Raw genomic sequence first — 23,171 nt, 5'->3', positions numbered from 1 at the left:
CGCCTTCGGCGCCTCCCCCGGGATATTTTTGAACAGAAGAAGTTGCTGGGTCGCTGCGCAGCGGCGCCCGGCCCAACCGCCGCGGACCGCAAGGTCCTGGGGTGGGCGGGAGTGGCTTCTGCCCCGGTATCTGGGCACGGGTCAGCCGTTTTCGCGCAGGATATTGCCGGCGAGGTAGAGCGAGCCGCAGATCAGGATGCGGGCCTGCGGGTCCTGGGCGGTTATTCGGTCGACGGCGGAGGCGACGCTGAGCGCGATGTTTGACGGCAGGTTGACCGACTCGGCAGCGGATGCGGTGTCCTTGGCGCTGAGCGTGTTGGGCTCGCCGGGGATGGAGACCGCCGTGAGGCTGTCGGCGTGTTCGGCCAGCGGGGCGAGGTAGCCGGTCACGTCCTTGGTGTTGAGCATGCCGCAGATCATGTGGGTGGGCCGTTTTGGGAGTTTGCCCAGCACATCCGCCAGCGCCTGTCCGGCGGCGGCGTTGTGGCCGCCATCGAGCCACAGCTCGGCCTGTGGCGCGGCCTCGACCAGCGGGCCGGTTTTCAGGCGTTGCATGCGGGCGGGCCAGTGGGCGTTGGTCATCGCGGCCTCATAGGCGGTATCGCCCAGATCGAGGTGGCGCAGCACCGCCAGCGCGGCGCCGGCGTTTTGGACCTGGTGGGCGCCCATCAGGTTGGGCAGAGGCAGGTCGCATAGACCAGTTGCGTCCTGATAGATCAGACGGCCATGTTCCTCATGCACCTGCCAGTGCTGGCCATGCGCCAACAGCGGGGCGCCGAGGCGGGCGGCGGCGGTCTCGATCACCTCCATCGCCTCGTCCGGCTGCGGGCCGACGATGCAGGGCACGCCGCGCTTGATTATCCCGGCCTTTTCGCCGGCAATCTTGGTCAGCGTGTCGCCGAGGAACTGCTCATGGTCGATCGAGATCGGGGTGATCACGGTGACGGCCGGTTTGTCGATGACATTGGTGGCGTCGAGACGTCCGCCGAGGCCTACTTCGAGCAGCGTGTAGTCGGCCTGCGCGCGGGCAAAGGCCAGCAGGGCGGCGCAGGTGGTGATCTCGAAATAGGTGATGTTTTCACGCGCATTGGCGGTATAGCACTCGTCCAGAACCGCTGTCAGATCGGGTTCCGAGATCAGTTCTCCCGCAACACGGATGCGTTCGTGGAAGCGCGCCAGATGCGGTGAGGTATAGGCATGGGCGGTCAGCCCCACACCTTCGAGACCGGCGCGGATCATCGCCTGGGTCGAGCCCTTGCCGTTGGTTCCGGCGAGGTGGATCACCGGCGGTAGCTTGTCCTGCGGGTTGTCCAGCGCGGCCAGCAGACGCCAGACGCGATCCAAGGTCAGGTCGATGATCTTGGGATGCAGCGCCATCATCCGGTCGAGGATGACGTCGGATGTGGGCGGGGTCATTTTTCGGCCTTGGCCTCGGCGGCGGCCTCTTCGGCGGCCGGGGCTTCATCTGCGGGCGCGGGCAGATCGCCCATGATCGCGGGCGGCAGGCCCATCAGCATCCGGGTGATGGTGATCAGCTCGTCCCGCATCTCGGTACGTTTGGTCACGCGGTCGAGCATGCCGTGGTCCAGCAGGTATTCGGCGCGCTGAAACCCTTCGGGCAGTTTCTCGCGGATGGTCTGTTCAATCACGCGGGGACCGGCAAAGCAGATCAGCGCGTTGGGTTCCGAGATATGCACGTCGCCCAGCATCGCGTAGGAGGCGGTCACGCCGCCCGTGGTCGGGTGGGTCAGCACGACGATATAAGGCAGATCGGCCTCTTTCAGCATCTGCACCGCGACGGTGGTGCGGGGCATCTGCATGAGGCTCAGGATCCCCTCCTGCATCCGAGCGCCACCGGCGGCGGAGAACAGGATGAGCGGGCGCTTGAGCTTCACCGCCTCTTCCGCGGCGGCGATGATGGCGTTGCCGACATACATGCCCATGGACCCGCCCATGAACGAGAAATCCTGCGCGGCGGCCACGATGGGGGTGCGGCCGATCTCACCCGAGGCGACCAGCATCGCCTCTTTCTCGCCGGTCTTTTTCTGCGCCGCCTTCATGCGGTCGGGATATTTCTTCTGATCGCGGAACTGCAGCGGGTCGTCCTTGGGCGCGGGCACCGCAACCTCGGTGAAGATGCCGCCATCGAACAGATGGCTGAACCGGTCGCGCGGTGTGATCGCCATGTGGTGGTCGCACTGGGTGCAGACGTTCTGGTTTTCCGCCAGTTCGCGGTGGAACAGCATGGTTCCGCACTCGTCGCATTTGTGCCAGAGGTTTTCCGGCATCTCCCTGCGCGAGAAGATCGAGTTGATCCGGGGGCGGACGTAATTGGTGATCCAGTTCATGACGGAACCTTGGTTGTGCTGCGTTCTGGTCAAATAAGACGCTGCGTCAGGAAATGCAATCAGCGCCGCAAGGCAAGACGCGCCACCAGCCAGGCAATCAGCATCAGCACGAAATCCACCCCAAGCCAGACGCGCAGGTTGGTCGTGTCCGACATCTCGTAGGGAATGAGGAACAGCGCCAGCCCGTCCAGGCTGTTGGGCAGGGCAACGAACAGCAGCGCCACGATATTGTTGAAGAGGTGCAGCGCGATGGCCGGGCCAAGGGTTCCGGCGCGCGCGGTCAGGTCGGCCATTAGCAGGCCGAACACGCCCGACCAGAGCGCGATCAGCAGCGCGTTGTCCCCGGCCTCGGACGGCACATAGTGGCCCATGGCGAACAGGATCGAGGGCAGGCCCATCCAGATCACCGGCGAGCGAAACCGGGCGGCGAGGCTTTGCTGCAGGTAGCCGCGGAACAGAATCTCTTCGGCGCTAGTCTGGATCAGCACCGCAAGCAGCGAAAACGGCAATACGGCCAGCCAGACGGTGACGGACAGGTTCGGCTGCATCGGCGCGCCCATGTCATAGGGCGGCAACACAAGAAGCACCGCCCCCAGCAGCAGGAGCCCGCGCAGGACATGCCAGAACTGGGTCAGCGCCAGATGGTACGGTCCGACAATCGTCTGCAGCGAGCGTCGCTGCAGCTGCCGCGCGGCCAGCGTCACCCCGAGCGTGACAAAGGCGAAACTGGCCAGCAGGATCAGCATGGCCACCGGAGTCGCTCCGGCCAGGAAATTGCGCAGCCACAGCTCGGACCCCAGGCTGCCTGCCACCGCAAGAACGCCCGCGTTGAGCGCAAAGACCACGACGGCGATCAGTCCGAGCCCGGCCAGCAGGCGCCAGATCTCGGGCCGGAGCCGGGCCGGGGCGACCAGCCGTTCATGCGCGGCGTAGACCCCTTTGGTCGTGTCAGCGTCCATGCATCTGCTCCACTTGCATCGGCTCGTCCTCGGGGTCGGCCAAATCGGCCAGATTGATGCCTGCCGACTGCAACCGCCCGGCCAGACCGCCCAGATAGCCTGCGACGGTTTCAAGCAGTTGCACTGCCACCGTCGGGTCGCTTTCCACCACCGCGCGGAACTCTTCATCGCCGATCCGCAGGAAACTGCTGTCCTCTTCGGCGACCAGATCGAGCTGCCGGGGTTCGCGGGTGATGATCGACAGATCCCCGATCAGGCGTCCGGGCTCGACGGTCGAGATCGGGCGGACCACGCCGTTTTCGTCCGGCCAGACCAGTGCGGCGCGCCCCTTGAGGCACAGATAGGCCGCGTCCGGCGCCTGTCCCTTGGAAAAGATCACCTGCCCCGCCGCCACGTCGTACCATTGCGCCGAAAAGGCCAGCAGCCGCTGGTTGCGGGCGTCGAGTTTCGAGAACAGCTCGGTCGCGGCGATGATCTTGAGCTTGCGGCTGAGATCGGCGGCCGCGCCCTCGCCCAGTTCCAGTTGCGAGCGTGACACACCGTCGATCCGGCCATCCTTGATCTCGATGAACAGGTCATAGGCCTCGGGATGGGCAAAATGATCCTCCATGAAGATCATAATCGACTCGGGCAGCAATTCGCGCAGTTTCTGCCGGGTGCGCAGGCGGCTTTCCGAGTCGTGGCTGGCCAGCGCCTTGTCCAGCACCAGAATGTCGGGCCGTTTGATACCGGCGCGGGAAAAGGCGGCGCGTTCCTGGAACACGGTGGGCAGGTTGGTGCCGCCCAGCCCCGAGGGCAGGTCGTAGATGATCGAGGCGATGCGGCGGCGCAGACCGGCCTCGTTCAGCACCTCGGCCACCACATCCTCGATCTCGTCCATCCGCGCGCCCGCCATGATCGACACCCGCCCGAACAGGGCGTTTTCGGTCACCGTCAGGCGCGGCACGTATTGTTCGGGATCGACCGCAACGAACAGCCCGCCCATCGAGGCGCGCAGCCTGTCCGCCTGACCGCGCCGGATGGCCAGGATCTTGTCCTTGTATTCTTCGGGGAAGCTGGGCCCAATCTGTTCGGCGGTCAGCAGGAACGGCACCGTCAGCAGCAGCGCGCGGTCTTCGTCGCTGAGAGCGACGTTGCCCTTGGCCGAACGGCGCTCGACGATGTCGAGCAGGCGGCCAAACATCTCTTCGGACATGCCGAGGCGCAGGAACAGCGGGTGGTCGGTGCCGTCGCGGCCAAAGGTCTGTTTCAGCGTCTCGATCACGCCCAGCGCGATGCCCTGCGCCTCATCCGCCAGCCCCTGAGCCTGCAGCATCCCGATAAAGCGCGGATCGCCCGCCAGAAGCTCGGGCGCGATGTCGCGGGTGGGCGCGGCGTAGAGCAGGTTGCCGCCAAGCGGCACTGCCGGGTTGAACCGGTCGGGTTCGAACCGGTGCACGAATTCGTCCAGACCGCGCGCCCGGATGCGCTCGGCCACCGTGTCGCGCAGGCGGACGATCTCGCTCGCCAGACGCGGGTGCAGCAACGGGTCGAAGCGCGACCGCAGGGTGCGGCGGAACATGAACTCGTCAATGCCCATCGCCTCGACCAACTGGAACCACCAGTCGCGGATCTGGTCACCGTCGCTCAGACCGGCAAGACCCGGATCGATCCAGTCGGCGTCGAGCACGTCCGCGCTGTTGCCCGCGCGCACCGCTTCGATCTGTTTGCGGCTGGGACGTCGCAGGCCGTCGCCCTCCTTCCGGGGACCGGTGCGCAGCGGCATCAGCAGGTTATCCCCCAGCGTCCCGTCGAACAGGTAGGGCCGGGAATGGGCATAGCCGACCCGCGCGGCGATCACCGCCTGATGCAGCTCGTTCAGCTTGTGACCGGCCACGGTAACCTCGCCCCGCGCGGGCAGAACCTCGCGCGTCAGAAGCTGCGCGATCGCCGTGCGTTCCGAGGCGCGGCTGGACTGGATCGCAACCCGGGCGCCGGGCGGGATGGTCAGGTCGATATCTTCGAGGATTGTGTTGCCGTCCTGATCGCGCACGGTCAAGTCGCGCAGCGCGACCGTGCCGGCCAGATGCGGGATGTGGTCGGGTTGGCCCAGAAACAGCTTTTCCGGGATCATGTCGCGGGGCGCAAAGCGCTCGGTCACGATGTCCCAGCGCAGGGACATGTCCTGTACCTGATTGTAGTAGAACAGCAGTTCCTTCCACGGGCTGGAGAGGTCTTTGTATGCCCCCAGCGCGGCAACCAGCGCGCCCACAGTGATTTCACCCTTGATCGCAAGATAGCCGCCCACCGAATAGAACAGGAACGGCGTCATCTGAGTGATCAGATTGTTGAGGAACTTCATGAAGAATTTCTTGTTGTAGATCCGGAACCGAATCTCGAAGAGCCGCCCCAGACGGTCGGTGAACTGCGCCAGCCGGTAGCGCCAGCCGCCATTGGCGCGCAGGTCGCTGATGCCCGCGGCACTTTCCCCGATCTCGGAACTGAGCCTGCGCACCTCCTGAATCCGTTCCTTGTTCAGCAGGTTGATCTGCCGTTGCAGCATCGGGATCAGCCAGGCCTGCAGAGGGATAAGCGCGATCGAAGCCAACCCGAACCACACGCTTTGCATGAACAGGAAGGTGACGATGGTCAGCATCTGCCCGGCCTGGAACACCGGCTGGGCGATGGCGTCGCCCATCAGCCCGCCCATCGGCTCGGCCTCGGAGGTGATCATCGACACCAGCTCTCCTTGGCTGGTGGTGGCGAAATAGGTCTTGGGAAAGCGCATCATCCGGCTGATGAGCTTGAAGCGCAAACGCCGCAGCATCCGCTCGGACAACACCCCCTTCATCGTGTTGATCCGCATCTTCATGAGGCCGCTGACCAGCACCGTGGCCAGAAACGCAAAGCACAACACCATCAGGTACTGCACCTGTGTCAGCGAAACGCCCAGCAACGTGACATTGTCGGTGGTGGCGCCGATGGCATCGTTGATAATCCGCTTCGGCAGTTCCAGCGAGGCATAGAGGAACGGGAAGGACAACACCGTCAGGAACAGCAACACGAATTGCTGCCGCTTGGAGTATTTCCATATGAAGGAAAACAAGCTGGATTCCATGCCCGGTCCTTATCTTGGCTTGAGCGCTCCGCGGCACGGCGCGGAAAACCCACTGCTACCGGGACCAAGACGGTAAGCACTGGTCCGTGCGATTACAAGAACACCCCGGGCCATCCGGTTGGATTGAATTTGGCCAACGATCGCGGAGCCGGATCGCTGGCATCGCCGGACGCGGTCACAAAAATATTCTACAAATCTTCGTTACGTGCTTTAACTCGATAACGTCCCTTCGATAAAGAAAGGCCAACCCGGCCCCTGCGCGACGGACAGGTCATGAACACGTTACTGGACAGATGGTTTCACAAGCGGACCCTGCAGCGCTGGCGCAGCGTCGCGGGCAGTCTGGAAGTGTCCGATCCGGCCGATTTGCGGGTGTATCGCGACCGCGCGCGGGCCTTGCTGACTTATATCGACCGGACCATCCATTTCGCGGACGGCCAGCTTGCCCTGCCGCGCATCGGCTCGTCCAGTTTTCCGAAACCGCATGGCACCGACTGGTCGTGGCGCCCCTCGCTGTGGCGGGGGCCGTTGGCGGCCCGCGGGCTGGCATCGCCGGACAGAAAGGTCAGGCTGGATGAGGACGTGGTGCTGTTTCACGACTGCGACACGTCCGAGATAACCCTGCGCCAGTTGCGGAACACGCGGGTGGCCGATCTGGCGCCCTTTGGCCTCAAGCTGGACGTGTTCAAGTTCAACGGATCGTTTCTGTCGTTGGCCATCACCCTGCCACCCGAGGCGCGTCAGGGGATCACCCGGTCGCATCTATTCCGGCTGGATACGATTGTCGAAAAGGAACAGCCGGTGGGCGTGATCGCCCGTCTCAACGTTCAGCATGGTCCGAACACCGAGCAAATCGTGCGTCAATTGCCGCACGACGCCACCGAAGCCAGCGCCGAGTTCGATCTGGCCTATACCAAGATGAACGACAAGCGGATCGAGAAAATCTGGCTGGACCTGATCCTGGAACAGCCTGCGATGAATCAGGTCGTCCTGCGTGACCTGACACTCTGCCGCCACCACCGTGCCGATTTGTGAGAGCCTGCCAGACATGAGCCCCCTGACACTGACCAAGACGCGGCTGAACAACGGCATCTGGGAAGGCCGCCTTTCGGGTGATTTGCCCGAGGGCCAAAGCCCCGAGATTCGCGTCGACTATCGCGACCGGCCGGTTGAGGGGGTCGATCTGACCGAGAGTCCAGAGGGATGGAACCTGCGCATTCCGGTGCCACCCCGTGCGATGGCCGATGGCGTGCACAGCTTTCTGATCTATGACGGCGCGACCGATACCAAGCTGGGCGATTTCGTGGTGATCGCGGGGGATATTGCCCACCACAGCCTGCGCGCCGAAGTCGAGCTGCTGCGTGCCGAGCTGGACATGCTGAAACGGGCGTTTCGGCGGCACTGCATGGAAACCCAGTGAGACGCGTAGATCACCTGCCAAGGCAATAGTGCTGCCATCCTTTGACAGCAGGACCGCGCCTATTAGCTGATTTGCCCGTCGGGACCGGCCCGTTTTCAGGCGGCCTGAACCGAATGGCTTTCGGTCAGGATCGCATAGAGCTTGGTCGGGTCCGGGTTGGCGCGCAGCTTGGTGCAGACGGCGGAGTCGCGCAGGGTGCGCGATACCAGTGCCAGCGCCTTGAGATGTTCCACCCCGGCGTCTTCCGGTGCAAAGAGCGAAAAGGCCAGATCGACCGGCTGGCGGTCGACCGCACCGAAATCGAGCGGTTTTTCCAGCAGGACGAAGACGCCGGCCACCGCATCCAGACCCGGCAGGCGGGCATGGGGCAGCGCGACGCCGTGGCCGACCCCGGTGGGGCCGAGGCTTTCCCTCTCGAGCAGCGCCTCGACGGTGGCCTGGGCATCGAGGCCCAGCGCACTTGCGGCGACATCGCCGATTTCCTGAAACAGCCGCTTCTTGCTCGAAGCCGCAGACATAGTGCGAACAGCTTCGGATTTGAGGATGCTCGAAAGCTCCATTTATCAACGCTCCATGATGGTGCCCCCGCGTGGCGGAGGCACATCCCGCTTTGCTTGCCTGTTACGGATCGATCCAGCCGATATTGCCGTCATCGCGACGGTACACGACATTCAACCCGTCCTTGTTTTCGTTCCGGAACACCAGCACCGGGGCCCCAGCCAGTTCCATCTGCATGACGGCCTCGCCGACGCTGAGAGACGGGATCTTGGTTTCCATCTCGGCCACAATGATCGGTTGCAGCGACTCCGGCTCTGCAACCGCACCCGATTCTTCCGAAGCGAGGATATAGGATGAGGCCCCGAAGAGTTCAACCGGCTCGGACCGATCGCGGTGGTGGTCCTTAAGGCGGCGTTTGTAGCGCCGCATCTGTGTCTCCATCTTGTCGCAGCATGCCTCGAACGCCGCATAGATTTCGGTTGCATATGCCTTGGCCTGCGCGGTCAGCCCGGTGGACATGTGGACCGTGGCCTCGCACACATATTCATGCGCCGAACGGGAAAAGATGACATTCGCGTCGGTTGGCCTTTGGGCATATTTGCCCACAACCTCGCCCAGCTCGGTCTGCACGTGTGTCTGCAGCGCTTCGCCGATGTCGATCTGTTTTCCGCTGATTTGGTAACGCATGTGATCTCCTTCACAATTCGCACCCGTTTTGACGCCACGGAACGCGGCGTGCCTGTTGTTATCGGGTGGTGGGTAGAAGCACAGTCCCCGGTAGCCTGCCATCCGTCCCTTCCGAGAAGGGGCATCGAGATCCAGCATGGAGCCGAGGAAATGCCATACGCCAATTGAGGCAAGAGACGCGGGCAGAGTCAATCAAAACAGGTGTGATTCCATAAGAAATCCGCCATGCAGCAGGCGGGTGTCTGCCAACAGTCAGGAAATCCGGAAGTTTTCGCCCAGATAGACGCGGCGGACATTTTCGTTCTCGACCACCTCTTCGGGGGTGCCGGACATCAGAACCTGCCCGTCATGCAGGATATAGGCGCGGTCCACGATCTCGAGCGTCTCGCGCACGTTGTGGTCGGTGATCAGGACGCCGATGCCGCGTTTCTTGAGGTCGGCCACCAGATGACGGATATCGCCGACGCTGATCGGATCGACCCCGGCGAAGGGTTCGTCCAGCAGCAGGTATTTCGGATCGGCGGCCAGGCAGCGCGCAATCTCGACCCGCCGCCGCTCCCCTCCCGACAGCGCCAGCGCCGGCGCGCGGCGCAGATGTTCGATGGAGAAATCCGACAGCAGTTCCTCAAGCCTTTCCTTGCGCTTATGACCGTGCTTGACGGTGATATCGAGCACGGCGGCGATGTTGTCCTCGACGCTCATGCCGCGAAAGATCGACATTTCCTGCGGCAGATAGCCGATACCCATGCGGGCGCGGCGGTACATCGGCAACGTCGTGGCATTCTGCCCGTCGATGGTGACGGTGCCCGCCTCGGGGAAGACCAGCCCGGCCACCGAGTAGAACGTGGTCGTCTTGCCCGAGCCGTTCGGCCCGAGCAGCGCGACCACTTCGGACCGGCCCAACGACATGGACACGTCCCGAATCACCGTCTTTTTGCGGTAGGACTTGCGCAGCTTCTCGATCTTGAGGCCCGAGGAGCCTTCGGCGACTGTCAGTTTCGGACGGTTCATCAATTTCCGTCCGTTTTTAGAATTGTTTTCACACGGCCAACCATCTGGGCCGTGCCGGTGATCAGATTGACCGTCATCTTGCTCGAACTCAGCGCGTTTTCACCCTGCGTCAGCAGCACATCGCCGGTCATCACGATGACCCCGGATTCGATGGTGTAGTCGGCGCGCTGCGCCTGCGCCGCGTCAGGCCCGTTCACCAGCACGACGTCGCCGGTCGCCTCCATCCGGTCGATGCCCGAGTTCGCTTCGTTGTAGATGACCAGCACCCGCTGCGCCGACAACCGCATTTCGCCCTGCCCCACGAGGACGTTGCCCTTGAACTCGGCCGAGCCGTCCTCTTGGTTGACATCAAGGGAATCCGCCGTGACCTCGACCGGCAATGTCGGGTCCGCCTTGATCGCTCCGAAGGCGACGTTGGTTTCCTGCGCAAGGGCCACAACCGGGCCCAACGCCAAAGCAATACCGAAACTCAAAGCACGAAAATGGATCACAGGTTATCTTTCTGACTTCTGAGGGTCATATAGCAGCTTCACGCCGTCTGTAAAAATAATATGCAGCGGGCCGCCCTTTTTTTCCTCGCCGAAGACCATGGTTCCAGCGGTAAAATCCCCGATCGGGCCGGTGCCGGTGACCTGGCCCGGAGTGTCGCCGCGGATCTCGTTGAGAGACGTGTTCAGCGTGTCCGTGGTGACCCGGATACCGTCGGCGGTGGTCATGATCACGTTGCCCGAGAAGGTGGCCATACCGCGGTCCACGGCCACCGATCCAAGGTCGGAATCCAGCGTCAGTTCGCGCCCGTTGACCAGCCGGAAGCGGGCGCGCAGATCGGTGGCCTCACCTGGAACCCGGTCGCCGCCGGGGCGGACCAGACCGGCGGAGACCAGGATTTCTTCGCCCTTTTCGGTGACACCGGAAAAGAACGGGCGCGTCACCTGCTGTCCGCTGAGCCGCTTTTCGATGTCGTTTTCGGCAAAGGGCACCGGGGTGTTGGTGTCGATGCTGCGCGACAGAAGGAACATGGTGGACAGCAGCACGATGGCGGCCAGCGGCAGCAGCACCTTGAAGAACTGCACCATGCGCGAATAGCCGTCCACCGGAGCGCCCCCTTATCCCAGCCCGACGCGCAGGCAGTCGTGGATGTGCAGCAGGCCTTCGGCCCGCGCAGGGCCGTCGGGGTCCACCACGAAGAGCGAGGTGATCTTGCGTTCGTTCATGATGGCGACCGCCTCTTCGGCCAAGGCGCCGGGGGCGATGGTCGTGGGGTTCTCGGTCATCACCTGAGCGGCAGTGTTGTTCAGCAGCCCGTCCATGTGGCGACGCAGGTCGCCGTCGGTGATGATGCCGGTCAGCGCGCCGTCCGCATCGGTGACGCCGGCGACGCCGAAGCCTTTCTGGCTGATCTCGAGCAGGACCTCGCTCATCGGTGTATCGGACCCGATCAGCGGCAGGGCCGTGCCCGTGTGCATCAGGTCGCGCACCTTGCTGAGCCGCGCGCCAAGCTTGCCACCGGGGTGGAAATCGCGGAAGTTCTCGGGCCGGAAGTCGCGGTATTTCATCAACGCGATTGCCAGCGCGTCGCCCATCGCCAGTGTCAGCGTGGTCGAGATCGAGGGCACCATGCCGAACCCGCAGGCCTCACCCATCGACGGGATCAGCAAATGCACGTCGGCCTGTTTCATCAGCGTGCTTTCGGGTTCGCTGGACAGACCGATGAGCGGAATGCCGAAGCGGCGGGTAAAGGCCAGCAGATTGGCCAGTTCCGGCGCCTCGCCCGAGTTCGAGATGGCAAGCACCACGTCGCCTTTGGACAGCATACCCAGATCGCCGTGGCTGGCCTCGGCGGGGTGCACGAAATAGGCCGGCGTGCCAGTGCTGGCCAGCGTGGCGGCGATCTTGTGGCCGATATGGCCCGACTTGCCGATACCGCTGACGATGATACGGCCCGTGGCGTTCAGGATCGTGCGCACGGCTTCGGCAAACCGTTCGTCCAGCCCATCGGCCAGCACCTCAAGCGCCTTGGCCTCGTCGGTGATGACTTGGCGGGCCGTTTTCAGAAAGGACTCGTTTTCGGTCATGAGTGGGCAAAGATATCCGTTTCGGGCCATCCGGCGAGGTCGAGCCGGGCGCGCATGGGCAGGAAGTCGAAACAGGCCTGCGCCATGTCGCTCCGGCCTTCGCGGGCAAGGCGCCTGTCCAGCTCCTCGCGCAGGCGGTGAAGGTAAAGAACGTCCGAGGCCGCATAGTCGAGCTGCGCGTCCGTAAGGGTCTCGGCACCCCAGTCGCTCATCTGCTGCTGTTTCGAGATATCGACGCCGATCAGTTCCTGACACAGGTTCTTGAGCCCGTGCCGGTCGGTATAGGTGCGCACCAGACGGCTGGCGATCTTGGTGCAGTAGACCGGCGCGGCCAGCGCGCCGAAGGTGTGGTACATGGCGGCGATGTCGAAGCGGCCAAAGTGAAACAGCTTCAGCACATCGGGGTTTTCCAGCATGGCACAAAGGTTCGGGGCATGCGCCTGACCGTTTTCCATCTGTACGATGTGGCTGTCGCCATCACCGCCCGACATCTGGATCACGCAGAGCCGGTCGCGATGGGGATTCAGCCCCATTGTTTCGCAGTCGATGGCCACGATGGGACCAAGATCCAGCCCGTCAGGCAGGTCGTTTTTGTAGAGATGGTTAGCCACGCAAATGTCCTTTGTGCCGTACCGGCCCCGAGATAGGGGGTTTGGTGGGCAAACTCAACTGCGCGCAGATTCAGGCCGCGATGTGGTCAACACCTTCCAGTGCGGCAAGCGCTTCCACGTCGGCGGCGTAACGCGCCTCCATATCTTGGTGCTTCTGGTCGTCCCAGCCGGGGATCACCAGTTCCTCTTCCAGCTTTTCGGGGGCCGCGAACTTGTCCAGGAACAGCGAGATGACCCGTGCCCGCATCTCGTCCGAGAAATCGGGGCGGTCCTGCAGATAGGAGTCGAGCCGGGCCATCGCCTCGGGGTCCAGAACGCTTTCTAGCGGGGTCAGCTTTCCGGTGACATCCGCGTCAGGCGGCAGGGCAGCGGCGGCGCGCAGCACGCGTTCCCAGACAAACGGAAGTTCCTCGGCGCACCAGGTGGTGATCGGCACGTCGGGCAGCTCGGCGCGCAGTTCGTTGACCAGATCGCACCAGCTAAGGGCAAACGGATCGGGATCGTCGGGCAGTTTGGCGCCTCGGGTCAGCGCATCCGAGAGCAGCCGGTCCGGGCTGCGAAGGCTGAGGAGGAACCGAAGCTGTACGTCGGGGAACAGCGCGCGGATCTGCGCGGCCCGCCGCCCCAAACCGGGAAACCACGTGTGACCGTCCCACATGCGCAATCCCGGCTCCATCAGGTCGATATCGGACAGCACCAGGTGCGTGCCCTCGTCCAGCGCTGGGAGCCGCTTGGCCACTTCCTCAGCGTTTGCCGTCTGGGGGGACTTTATGAACTCGGCAATTGCGGCGCGATAAGCTGCAGGTCTGGGCGTTTTGACATTATGCGATCCGTAGTCGTCGGCGTCGCGGCGCAGCGCCCAAGGCAGGTCCCGGCACCCGTCGAACGGATGGCCGATCTGATACGAAATGCTGCCCTGCCCGCCCAAGTTCTGGCCCTTGTCCCGTGTTTTGACGCGGGCTTTGCTGCACACGCCTTAGTCCTCATCCGGATATAGCCCCAGAGCCTGCGGCGCACAACGCCGCGGCCGCTGGAACTAGTGCTCGGTTTCTCCGCGTTCAACGGTGAAAAAGAACTCCTCATCCGGGTTTTTCTCAAGCACCTCGTCCGGAACCGATTCCGGACCCTGCAGGAACACGTTTGCGCCAAAATGCGCGTGCATATGGGACAGTTTCTCCATCCGTGCGCCCGTCAGTTCGGCATAGAACTGCGCCTGTTTCGGCATCGCCTGCAGCTCGGCGATCTTGTCCCGATGCGCCTGGATCGCCGCGTTATGTGCAGCCGCCAGTTCCGGGTTCTCCATAAGTCTGTCATATTCGGCCTGCACCCGAGGCAGCATCCGCTGGATCGAGGTGTCGCTGTCGGCGTTGTTGTTCATCCGGAACCAGTAGGCCAGGCCCTGATCGCGGTCCACGTGGTTCACCCGACCCCGGTCGCGTTTGACCAGAAAGCTCTCGGCCGAGCGGACCGCATAGTGGTTGAGCTGCACAAGATCGTAGCCGTAGCTGTCGATGGTCGAGCGCCAGGCGTTACGAAAGGTATGGCGTGGCATCGGTTTGCCCGACCCGTTGACCCAGCGGATTTCCTCCCACAATTGCGGCTTCAGGCCCTTGGGGCGGTGCACGCCCATCTTGCGGTAGATGCCGGTGTTCTTGAACAGCGTCTTGAACCCCCAGGCCTGATGCGGTTTGCGGGTGTACTCGGGCGCGCAGCGGGTGAATTGCCGGGTGATGAAGTCCGGATCGAAGGCGTGAATGCCGGCATTTCCGAACAGCCGCCATGTCATCGAGATCATGTTGACGTCGCCCAGTTCGGCAAACAGCGCATCGAGCGTCCCGTCACCGCATTTGATGTTGATGTATTCATCCACATCCATGCACATGATCCACTCGGCCTCGGAAATCACCGGCTCGGATTCAGCCGCGCCCAGCGCTGCGTGCTGCGGTTTCAGATCGGTCTGCCGGAACGGGTTTTCGCGATGCTGAACGACCCCCATCTGCTGCAAAAGATCTAGGATCGTGTCGGTGCCATCCGTGCAGTCATTGGTGTAGACGAGAAAATCGTCGATGCCGATGGCCCGGTGATAGGCAATCCACTCCAGAATGAACGGGCCTTCGTTCTTCATCGTGGTGACGATTGCGCGCTTGCCGTTTGTCTTGACCTGCAGCTTTTCGGGCGGCGGGCGAACCGGGTCCTTTTCGAAATGCCGCGACAGGGTTCGCAGCAGCGGTGGATGCTTGACCAGACTGGACCTGGGCACAATCAGCGTGACCGGTTTGGCGGGATGGCGGAGCGCCATGCAGCGGTAGAACTCCTGCACCTGATCCGGCTCTGGTGTCGCACCGCCGATACGGAGGAAACGCCAGACGCAATCGTCGGGCAGCTTGTGCGGAGCGACACACCAGCGGCGGCGGATCTGGGGCGTGTCAAACTGCACGCAGGCATGATCCGCGAATTCGGGCGCATCGCCATTTCGCACGCGCCACGGATAGCAATGGCGTCCCTGCAGGGAGATGTAGCCTGTCTGCGCGCCGGCCGCCCGGTCGAAAATCCCCGGTCCCTCCGGCTCGGGCAGCAGATCGTGCACGTCGATATTCGCCACGGCCCTCGCGGCGCCCAGATATCGCGCGCGTGCCCATTCGTAATACAGCACCTCGGCCAAGGGTGCGTGCCACGGGTCTGGCTCGGGTATCTCCATCCGGTCCTTGCCCGGCGCTTCGGGCACGCAATAGGGATGCGCCTCGGATGGCAGGGTTTTGTGGCCCAAAGGGTGATCCACATCGACCAGCAGAACCGCGCAGTCGAGCCCGCTTTCGGCGATTGCTGCGCTTAGGTCCTCGGCGAATTGCGGATCGGAGTCCGGGCGCGCGCGCGACAAGATCACGGCGCCGTTCATCCCGTGCGAGCGGTGATTGCAGCGCAGCCAGTCCATCACCAGAGACGTCCGCTCGCCATTGCGGATGGCAAGCGCCACGTTTCGTCCATCCAACAGATCCCATTGCCGGGGAGAGGGCGAAACAGCCACCGGCACTTGGTCGAACAGCATGGGGATCGGGCCGTCTGCCTCATACGACACCGTGATCTTTGGGGCGCCGCCGACGGAATGTGCCATGATGACTGACACGCCTTCACCCGGCGTGATCCGGTCCATGGGCGTGTCGTGGGTGAAGAACAGGTGGGCAATGCCCGGAGCATCTCCAGTGACCGCGTCCAGCAATGTCACGGAGCCCTGACGCACGGCGTGCAACGTGCACAGCGACACGTTGCCGGATGATGCCGCCTCAGCCATTCCTCTGCGCTTACCTCTGTCTCGTTTGCCCGTTTCGGCCTGTTCCGCCCTATTTAAGAAGGCTTGCCGGCGAAAGCCAACGGGAAACCGCGATCCGACCCATGTGTTGCAGTTAGATCGAATGCGGCTGGCAGGGACTGGCCGGACCGCAAGCCACGGTTGCACTGCCGAACCGCAAAGGGCACAAGGCCCCCGACCCATGGTTGCGGTCCCGGACCGGCCATTGGTGCGTTGAGCCAGACGAGAGGTACTGAGCATGCCCAAGGGCAAGTTGTTGATGGTAGGGGCCGGGCTGTCCGGCGCGGTGATCGGGCGTGAACTGGCCGAGCAGGGATACGAGATCACGATTGTGGACAGCCGCGACCATATCGGCGGCAACTGCCATACCGAGCGCGATGCCGAGACCGGAGTCATGGTGCATGTCTACGGGCCGCACATCTTTCACACCGACGATGAAGAGGTCTGGACCTATGTGAACCGGTACACGACCTTTCAGCCCTACAAGAACCGGGTCAAGACCACCTCGCGCGGGCAGGTGTTCTCGCTGCCGGTGAACCTGCACACGATCAACCAGTTCTTCGGTAAGACCATGCGACCGGACGAGGCCCGTGCCTTTATCACCGAGGAACAGGCCGATACCTCGATCGAGGACCCTCAGACCTTTGAGGAACAGGCGATGCGGTTCGTGGGCCGCGACCTCTACGAGGCGTTCTTCAAGGGCTACACCATGAAGCAGTGGGGCTGTCACCCGTCCGAACTGCCCGCCTCGATCCTTAAGCGCCTGCCGGTGCGGTTCAACTACGACGACAACTATTTCTTCCACAAGTTTCAGGGCATGCCCGAGAACGGCTATACCGAGATGATCGAAGGTATCCTGGACCATCCGTCGATCACGGTGAAGCTGAGCACAAGTTTCGACCGCGGCATGGCCGACGGGTTCGATCATGTGTTCTATTCCGGGCCGCTGGACGGGTATTTCGACTATGAGCTGGGTCGCCTCGGTTATCGCACGCTGGATTTCGAACGCTTCACCTATGAGGGCGACTATCAGGGCTGTGCGGTGATGAATTATGGCGAGGAATCGGTGCCTTATACCCGCATCACCGAGCACAAGCATTTTTCGCCTTGGGAGAGCCACGAAGGCTCGGTCTGCTACCGCGAGTTTTCGCGCGCGGCGGAACCGGATGATATCCCCTACTACCCGATCCGGCAGGTCGAGGAGAAGGCGCTGTTGGGCGAGTATGTCGGGCTGGCCGAGCAGGCCAGCGGCGTGACGTTCGTGGGACGCCTGGGGACCTACCGCTATCTCGACATGGATGTGACCATTCGTGAGGCGTTAGACACCGCGCGCGGTTTCCTGGACCGGAGCGGCAAGGGCGAGGCGATACCGGCCTTTTTTAAGTCGCCGCTGTAAACCGGACATCTCATCCCAAAGAATCGCTAATTGGCGTGCCATCCGGCGCGCCTTTTTTCCTTGGTGTATCACAATTCTGCTTTGACTTTATCCTCATGGGGGGGATAGGGATAAGGCATGACACAGCCACACACATCCCACCCGCAAATCACCGCCCGGCTGAAGCGGGCGCATGGGCATCTGGCCAAGGTGATCACCATGCTCGACGCGCAGGCGCCCTGCACCGATATCGCGCAGCAGCTCTTTGCCGTGGAAAAGGCGATCACCAATGCCAAACGGGCGCTGATCCACGATCACATCGATCATTGCCTGTCCCCCGGCGCCGAGGCCGACACCGCGGATTTCAAAACCATCACCAAGTTTCTGTGAGCCATGCTGAGTGTTCTGGGAAACCGGGTCTATCGCCACCTGTTCGCGGCCCAGATCGTTGCGCTGACGGGCACCGGGCTGGCTACCGTGGCGCTGGGCCTGCTGGCCTATGATCTGGCCGGAGACGCGGCAGGGTTGGTGCTGGGCACGGCGCTGACCATCAAGATGGTGGCCTATGTGGTCGTGGCGCCCATCGCGGCGGCCTTTGCCGAGCGGATCAATCGCCGCCGGATGCTGGTGGCGCTGGATCTGGTGCGCGCGGCGGTTGCCGTCTGCCTGCCCTTCCTGACCGAGATCTGGCAGGTCTATGTACTGATTTTTGTGCTGCAATCGGCCTCGGCCGGGTTCACACCGGCGTTTCAGGCGACGATCCCGGATGTGCTGACGAATGAGGAGGACTATACCCGGGCGCTGTCCCTGTCGCGGCTGGCGATGGACATGGAAAGCCTGCTCAGCCCGATGCTGGCGGCAGCGCTGCTGACGCTGGTGAGTTTCGACAGCCTGTTCTGGGGCACGGGGTTCGGCTTTGTCGCCTCGGCGCTGCTGGTGGTGTCGGTCATCCTTCCCTCGCCGAAACCTGCCGCGCCGCGTGGGATCTATGACCGCACGACTCGGGGGATCCGGATCTATCTGAAAACGCCGCGCTTGCGCGGGCTACTGGCACTCAACTGGGTGGCCGCCGGGCTGAGCGCGATGGTCATTGTCAATACGGTGGTCATCGTGCGCGCCGATATGGGGCTAGCCGAAAGCGCGGTGGCGCTGGCACTTGCCGGGTTTGGCGGCGGTTCGATGATTGCCGCGATGCTGCTGCCGCATTTGCTGGCCCGGATCGAGGACCGCCAGGTCATGCTGAGCGGCGCTGTGATCGGAACCGGGGCGATGGCGGTGATGGCCGTGCTGACCGCAACGACCCCTCTGACTCTGCCGGTTCTGGTGGCGGGCTGGGCGGCGATCGGGTTCGGCTATTCGGTCACACTGACCCCCTCGGGCCGGTTGCTGACACGCTCGGCCCACCCCGAGGACCGCCCGGCCGTCTTTGCCGCGCAGTTCACGCTGTCGCATGCCTGCTGGCTGGTCTTCTATCCCCTGTCCGGCTGGCTGATGACCACAAGCGGTGCCACTGTAGTGATGGCCGTGGTCACCGTCGCGTCGGCGGCGGGCATTATCGCGGTATTGATGGTCTGGCCCAGAAACAGCGCGCAGTCGGTGCCACACAGCCACCATGATCTGCCGCCGGATCATCCGCATCTGGCGGGCGACGCTCCGCACAGCCACGCCATCATCATCGACGAGTTACACCCTCGTTACCCGCAACAGCCTTGAGCGCCGGACGTGATCTGCCCTAAACCGGGATGACGCACGACCCGCAATCCGGAGCCCTCATGGACCAACTCGACCGTCGCATCATTGCCGCCCTGCAGCACAATGCGCGGGACTCGACCACCAGGATCGCGGCGAAGCTGGGCGTGGCCCGCACCACCGTGCATGAGCGTATCAGCCGGATGGAGGATCGCGGGGAGATCGCGGGATACTCGGTGGTCCTGCGCGAGCCACAGGATGAGGGCAAGGTGCAGGTGGTGGTGATGCTGGAAGTGCAGCAGAAAGAGACCGCCCGCATCATCAAACGGCTTGAGGCCTACCCGGAAGTCAAGCTGTGCCTGTCGATCAATGGCGAGTTCGATCTGCTCTTGTCCGCCGAGGCGCCCCGGATCGAGGATCTGGATGTGCTGGTCGATGAACTGGCCGAAATCCCCGGCGTGCAGCGCACCAATACCAGCGTGGTGTTTGGTCGGAGGATCGACCGAAGCTGACGGATTGAAGGAATTCTCGTCATTTTGACGGCATGATGAATCATTCCGTCACTCTGCTCCCTACAGACCGAACAGCGGATACGTCACACTTTCTGACAAAGAAGGAGACGTGCCATGCAATGGAATATCTGCATCGTCGGGGCCGGGAAGATCGGCCAGATGATCGCGACTTTGCTCAAGACCTCGCCCAATTATGCCGTCACCGTTGCCGATCACGATCTTGCGGCGCTGTCGGTGCTCAAGAAGATGGGCGTTGCCACCAGACAGATCGACGCTGGGGATGAGGCCGGGCTGGCCGAGGGGCTGAAAGGCTTTGATGCGGTGATCTCGGCCGCACCATTTTTCCTGACCCCGGCGATTGCCAAGGCCGCGAGCGACGCGGGCGCGCATTATTTCGACCTGACCGAGGATGTGGCTGCCACCAACGCGGTGCGCGGACTGGCGCAGGCCAGCGACACCGCCTTCATGCCGCAATGCGGTCTGGCACCCGGTTTCGTGGGCATCGCCGGTGCGGCGCTGGCGGCGGAGTTCGATGCGCTGGACAGCCTGCACATGCGAGTGGGCGCCCTGCCGCTCTATCCGACCAACGCGCTGAAATACAATCTGACCTGGTCCACCGACGGGCTGATCAACGAATACTGCAACCCCTGCGATGCCATCGTGAATGGTGAGCGGGTCAAGACCGCACCGCTGGAGGATTACGAAATCCTCGGCCATGACGGGGTGGAGTATGAATGCTTTAACACCTCCGGCGGCCTCGGCACCCTGCCCGAGACGTTGGAGGGCAAGGCGCGCGCGGTGTCCTATCGCTCGATCCGCTACCCGGGTCATCGCGATATCCTGAAACTGCTGCTGAGCGATCTGGGGCTGGAACGCCGCCGTGACCTGCTCAAGGAGATTTTCGAGGCCGCCCTTCCCCGCACCGATCAGGATGTGGTGCTGGTCTATTGCACCGCCAAGGGTACGATTGACGGGCAGTTGCGCGAGAAATCCCTCATCAATAAGTCCTTCAGCCGCATGATCGACGGACAGGTCTGGAGCGCCATCCAGATCACCACCGCCGCCGGTGTTCTGGGTGTGGTTGACCTGATGCGGACCGGCGCGCTACCTGCGCGCGGCTTTGTCCGGCAGGAGCAGGTGAAGCTCGCCGATTTCCTCGATACCGAATTTGGCCGCCTCTACCGGGCGGGGGACGTAACCGAACAGAACAAGGCAGCCTGAGACATGAAAGACATCGTCATGACCGCTGAAACCACTCTTTCGAACCTAGGCCTGACCGCTGCCGAACTGACCGGCGGTGCGTTGAAAATCACATCTCCGATCGATGGCCGCCTGCTGGGTGAAGTGCATGAGACCCCCGTGGCCAAGATGGACACGATCCTTGCCAAGTCCAAAACCGCCTTCAAGGCGTGGCGCACCGTGCCCGCCCCCCGCCGAGGCGAGTTGATCCGCCTGTTGGGCGAAGAGCTGCGCGCGGCCAAGGATGATCTCGGTGCTCTGGTCAGCTGGGAGGCGGGCAAGATCACCTCGGAAGGCCTGGGCGAAGTGCAGGAAATGATCGACATCTGCGACTTCGCCGTGGGCCTGTCGCGCCAGCTCTACGGCCTGACCATCGCCAGCGAGCGCCCCGGCCACCGGATGATGGAGACCTGGCATCCGGCAGGCCCGGTGGGCGTGATCACCGCCTTCAACTTCCCCGTGGCCGTGTGGTCATGGAACACGGCGCTGGCGCTTGTCTGCGGCGATCCGGTGATCTGGAAACCGTCCGAGAAAAGCCCGTTGACCGCGCTGGCCTGCCAGAAGATATTCGAGCGCGCCGTGGCCCGGTTCGGTGATGCGCCCGAGGGCCTGCTGCAGACCCTGATCGGGGGTGCCGATCTGGGCAAGGCTCTGGTCGAATCGGAAGATATGCCGATCATATCGGCCACCGGCTCGACCTGCATGGGCCGCGCAGTTGCGCCCATCGTGGCGGCGCGTTTCGGTAAGTGCATTCTGGAGCTGGGCGGCAACAACGCGATGATCGTCGGCCCCTCGGCTGATCTGGAAATGGCGGTGCGTGCCATCGTGTTTTCGGCCGTCGGCACCGCCGGCCAGCGCTGCACCACCCTGCGCCGTCTGATCGTGCATAACTCGATCAAGGACGATCTGGTTGCGCGGCTGAAAAAGGCCTATTCGGGTCTGCCCATCGGCAACCCGCTGACCGATGGCACCCTGATCGGCCCACTGATTGATGAGGCCTCGGGCGCGGCCATGACTGCCGCGTTGGAAGCCGCAAAGGCCGAGGGCGGCACGGTGCACGGCGGCGCCCGCGTGACCGATGGCGTGCCCGCGGGCGGCGTCTATATGGAGCCCGCCATCGTCGAGATGCCCGCCCAGAGCGAGACGGTGAAGACCGAAACCTTCGCCCCGATCCTCTATGTGATGGGCTATGACGATTTCTCGGGTGCGCTTGAGATCCAGAACAACGTGCCGCAAGGGCTTTCCTCCTGCGTCTTCACCCTGAACATGCGCGAGGCCGAGCAGTTCCTGTCGGCGGCAGGCTCGGACTGCGGTATCGCCAACGTCAATATCGGCCCTTCGGGCGCCGAGATCGGTGGTGCCTTTGGCGGCGAAAAGGAAACCGGAGGCGGGCGTGAAAGCGGCTCGGACGCGTGGAAGGCTTATATGCGGCGTCAGACCAATACCGTGAACTACTCTGCCGAACTGCCACTCGCACAGGGCGTGAAGTTCGACATCTGAGCCCGTGCGGCTTTAGACCCATCCCGGACGCGTTTCGGGGTGGGTTTTTCATGACGGGTTCGCGAATGCACCGCCGCTAACCCTCTGTAAACAGGTGGCGACTAGCTTGGCCGGGAGAGACAGAATCCCGGACAGGCAGAATGCCCAGACCCCTCTTTGCGTTTGTTGTGCCGCTGTTGTGGCTATGCCAGCCCGCTTTGGCGGCTGTTGACGCCCGCACCGCCGAAATCTGCGATGCCGCCGCGCGACGGGCTGCGATGGCCGAGGATGTCCCGCTGGACATCCTGCGCGCCATCACACGGGTCGAAACCGGGCGGCAGGTCGGTGGGCAGATTACCCCCTGGCCCTGGGCCGTGAACCTCGAAGGCAAGGGATACTGGTTCGCCACCGAGACCAAGGCCAAAGCCTATGTCTACAAGGTGTTCAAGGCTGGCGCGCGCAGCTTTGACGTGGGCTGTTTTCAGGTCAATTACCGCTGGCATGGCCGCGCTTTCCGGTCGATTGACGCCATGTTCGACCCCGACGAAAACGCGACCTACGCGGCGCGGTTCCTGCGCCAGCTTCATGCCGAGTTGGGCTCATGGCCCGCAGCCGCGGGCGCCTATCATTCCCGCACGCAGGCCTTGGCCGCCTCGTACAGGCAGCGGTTCGAGGCCACGCTGGCCGAATTGCGGGACGATCCACCGCTTCGCGTAGCCACTGCGCCGCGCGAACTGATGGCAGGACCGGGACAGCCGCTTTTTGCCCGCCCGCAGGCGCCTTCGGTTCAGCGGGGCACATTGGGGTCGCTGATGCCGGTGAGCGGCGCCCAGACCGCCTTTATCAGCTTCAACTAGGAGCGCG

Annotated in this window: 22 protein-coding genes; 9 read left to right on the top strand and 13 right to left on the bottom strand. The window is 63.3% G+C overall.

Annotation, left to right across the window (positions count from 1 at the left end):
• Nucleotides 1-141 precede the first annotated feature (141 nt).
• Genes AB3N21_RS07935 through AB3N21_RS07920 form a run of 4 tightly spaced genes read right to left on the bottom strand, consistent with a single transcriptional unit; the run spans nucleotide 142 to nucleotide 6,404 of the window.
• Nucleotides 142-1,416 carry a folylpolyglutamate synthase/dihydrofolate synthase family protein gene (locus tag AB3N21_RS07935; RefSeq protein ID WP_367934723.1) on the bottom strand — a complete coding sequence of 425 codons (1,275 nt, stop codon included), beginning with the start codon at nucleotides 1,414-1,416 and terminating at the stop codon, nucleotides 142-144.
• Complete coding sequence (gene accD, locus AB3N21_RS07930; protein ID WP_367934722.1) at nucleotides 1,413-2,348, bottom strand: acetyl-CoA carboxylase, carboxyltransferase subunit beta; 936 nt, start codon at nucleotides 2,346-2,348, stop codon at nucleotides 1,413-1,415. The genes AB3N21_RS07935 and accD overlap by 4 nt, the downstream gene beginning before the upstream one ends.
• 59 nt (nucleotides 2,349-2,407) lie before the next feature.
• On the bottom strand, nucleotides 2,408-3,307 hold the full coding sequence (locus tag AB3N21_RS07925; RefSeq protein ID WP_367934721.1) for a lysostaphin resistance A-like protein: 900 nt from the start codon (nucleotides 3,305-3,307) through the stop codon (nucleotides 2,408-2,410).
• On the bottom strand, nucleotides 3,297-6,404 hold the full coding sequence (locus AB3N21_RS07920) for an ABC transporter transmembrane domain-containing protein (RefSeq protein ID WP_367934720.1): 3,108 nt from the start codon (nucleotides 6,402-6,404) through the stop codon (nucleotides 3,297-3,299). The genes AB3N21_RS07925 and AB3N21_RS07920 overlap by 11 nt, the downstream gene beginning before the upstream one ends.
• A gap of 273 nt (nucleotides 6,405-6,677) precedes the next feature.
• Here AB3N21_RS07920 and AB3N21_RS07915 point away from each other — a divergent pair, with 273 nt between their 5' ends.
• Together AB3N21_RS07915 and AB3N21_RS07910 are read left to right on the top strand one after the other, a co-directional pair.
• A complete protein-coding gene (locus tag AB3N21_RS07915) occupies nucleotides 6,678-7,439 on the top strand; it encodes a DUF6478 family protein (RefSeq protein WP_367934719.1) in 762 nt (253 codons plus the stop codon).
• A gap of 13 nt (nucleotides 7,440-7,452) precedes the next feature.
• On the top strand, nucleotides 7,453-7,824 hold the full coding sequence (locus AB3N21_RS07910; protein WP_367934718.1) for a hypothetical protein: 372 nt from the start codon (nucleotides 7,453-7,455) through the stop codon (nucleotides 7,822-7,824).
• A gap of 95 nt (nucleotides 7,825-7,919) precedes the next feature.
• On the opposite strand, the gene AB3N21_RS07905 is transcribed toward AB3N21_RS07910, so the two are convergent.
• The 9 genes from AB3N21_RS07905 to AB3N21_RS07865 form a co-directional block, all read right to left on the bottom strand.
• A complete protein-coding gene (locus AB3N21_RS07905) occupies nucleotides 7,920-8,384 on the bottom strand; it encodes a PTS sugar transporter subunit IIA (protein WP_171175545.1) in 465 nt (154 codons plus the stop codon).
• Between the two features lie 61 nt (nucleotides 8,385-8,445).
• Nucleotides 8,446-9,009, bottom strand: a complete 564-nt coding sequence (gene raiA, locus AB3N21_RS07900) for a ribosome-associated translation inhibitor RaiA (protein ID WP_367934717.1) — start codon at nucleotides 9,007-9,009, stop codon at nucleotides 8,446-8,448.
• Nucleotides 9,010-9,261: 252 nt separating this feature from the next.
• Entirely contained in the window at nucleotides 9,262-10,020 is a 759-nt protein-coding gene (gene lptB / locus AB3N21_RS07895; RefSeq protein ID WP_171175541.1) for an LPS export ABC transporter ATP-binding protein, read from the bottom strand.
• Nucleotides 10,020-10,508 carry an LptA/OstA family protein gene (locus AB3N21_RS07890; RefSeq protein ID WP_367935067.1) on the bottom strand — a complete coding sequence of 163 codons (489 nt, stop codon included), beginning with the start codon at nucleotides 10,506-10,508 and terminating at the stop codon, nucleotides 10,020-10,022. The genes lptB and AB3N21_RS07890 overlap by 1 nt, the downstream gene beginning before the upstream one ends.
• A 6-nt stretch (nucleotides 10,509-10,514) precedes the next feature.
• Nucleotides 10,515-11,114 carry a hypothetical protein gene (locus AB3N21_RS07885; protein ID WP_367934716.1) on the bottom strand — a complete coding sequence of 200 codons (600 nt, stop codon included), beginning with the start codon at nucleotides 11,112-11,114 and terminating at the stop codon, nucleotides 10,515-10,517.
• A gap of 12 nt (nucleotides 11,115-11,126) precedes the next feature.
• Entirely contained in the window at nucleotides 11,127-12,095 is a 969-nt protein-coding gene (locus AB3N21_RS07880; RefSeq protein WP_367934715.1) for an SIS domain-containing protein, read from the bottom strand.
• Entirely contained in the window at nucleotides 12,092-12,706 is a 615-nt protein-coding gene (locus tag AB3N21_RS07875; protein WP_367934714.1) for a ribonuclease D, read from the bottom strand. The genes AB3N21_RS07880 and AB3N21_RS07875 overlap by 4 nt, the downstream gene beginning before the upstream one ends.
• A 70-nt stretch (nucleotides 12,707-12,776) precedes the next feature.
• Complete coding sequence (locus tag AB3N21_RS07870) at nucleotides 12,777-13,679, bottom strand: hypothetical protein (RefSeq protein ID WP_367934713.1); 903 nt, start codon at nucleotides 13,677-13,679, stop codon at nucleotides 12,777-12,779.
• Nucleotides 13,680-13,742: 63 nt separating this feature from the next.
• Nucleotides 13,743-15,995: a glycosyltransferase family 2 protein gene (locus tag AB3N21_RS07865; RefSeq protein ID WP_367934712.1), complete on the bottom strand. Its 2,253-nt coding sequence runs from the start codon at nucleotides 15,993-15,995 to the stop codon at nucleotides 13,743-13,745.
• 256 nt (nucleotides 15,996-16,251) lie between these two features.
• Between AB3N21_RS07865 and glf the strand changes: the two genes are divergently transcribed.
• The 7 genes from glf to AB3N21_RS07830 all read left to right on the top strand — a co-directional run bounded on the left by glf (nucleotide 16,252) and on the right by AB3N21_RS07830 (nucleotide 23,164).
• Complete coding sequence (gene glf / locus AB3N21_RS07860) at nucleotides 16,252-17,409, top strand: UDP-galactopyranose mutase (protein ID WP_367934711.1); 1,158 nt, start codon at nucleotides 16,252-16,254, stop codon at nucleotides 17,407-17,409.
• Nucleotides 17,410-17,526: 117 nt separating this feature from the next.
• Nucleotides 17,527-17,778 (top strand): metal-sensing transcriptional repressor, encoded by a 252-nt coding sequence (locus tag AB3N21_RS07855; protein ID WP_367934710.1) that lies wholly within the window; start codon nucleotides 17,527-17,529, stop codon nucleotides 17,776-17,778.
• A 3-nt stretch (nucleotides 17,779-17,781) separates the two neighbouring features.
• Entirely contained in the window at nucleotides 17,782-19,101 is a 1,320-nt protein-coding gene (locus AB3N21_RS07850; protein ID WP_367934709.1) for an MFS transporter, read from the top strand.
• Nucleotides 19,102-19,160: 59 nt separating this feature from the next.
• The gene (locus AB3N21_RS07845; RefSeq protein WP_367934708.1) at nucleotides 19,161-19,589 is read left to right on the top strand and encodes an Lrp/AsnC family transcriptional regulator; all 429 of its coding nucleotides are present in this window, start codon (nucleotides 19,161-19,163) and stop codon (nucleotides 19,587-19,589) included.
• Between the two features lie 114 nt (nucleotides 19,590-19,703).
• Nucleotides 19,704-20,810, top strand: coding sequence for a saccharopine dehydrogenase family protein (locus AB3N21_RS07840; RefSeq protein WP_367934707.1), 1,107 nt, complete (start codon nucleotides 19,704-19,706; stop codon nucleotides 20,808-20,810).
• A gap of 3 nt (nucleotides 20,811-20,813) precedes the next feature.
• Nucleotides 20,814-22,328: an aldehyde dehydrogenase family protein gene (locus tag AB3N21_RS07835; protein WP_367934706.1), complete on the top strand. Its 1,515-nt coding sequence runs from the start codon at nucleotides 20,814-20,816 to the stop codon at nucleotides 22,326-22,328.
• Nucleotides 22,329-22,468: 140 nt separating this feature from the next.
• Entirely contained in the window at nucleotides 22,469-23,164 is a 696-nt protein-coding gene (locus AB3N21_RS07830) for a transglycosylase SLT domain-containing protein (protein WP_367934705.1), read from the top strand.
• The last annotated feature ends 7 nt before the right edge of the window (nucleotides 23,165-23,171 follow it).

This window comes from Ruegeria sp. (assembly GCF_040830605.1).
Lineage (GTDB): Bacteria > Pseudomonadota > Alphaproteobacteria > Rhodobacterales > Rhodobacteraceae > Ruegeria.
Note: the sequence above shows the minus strand (reverse complement) of the source record. Positions and strands in the feature narration are given on the sequence as shown.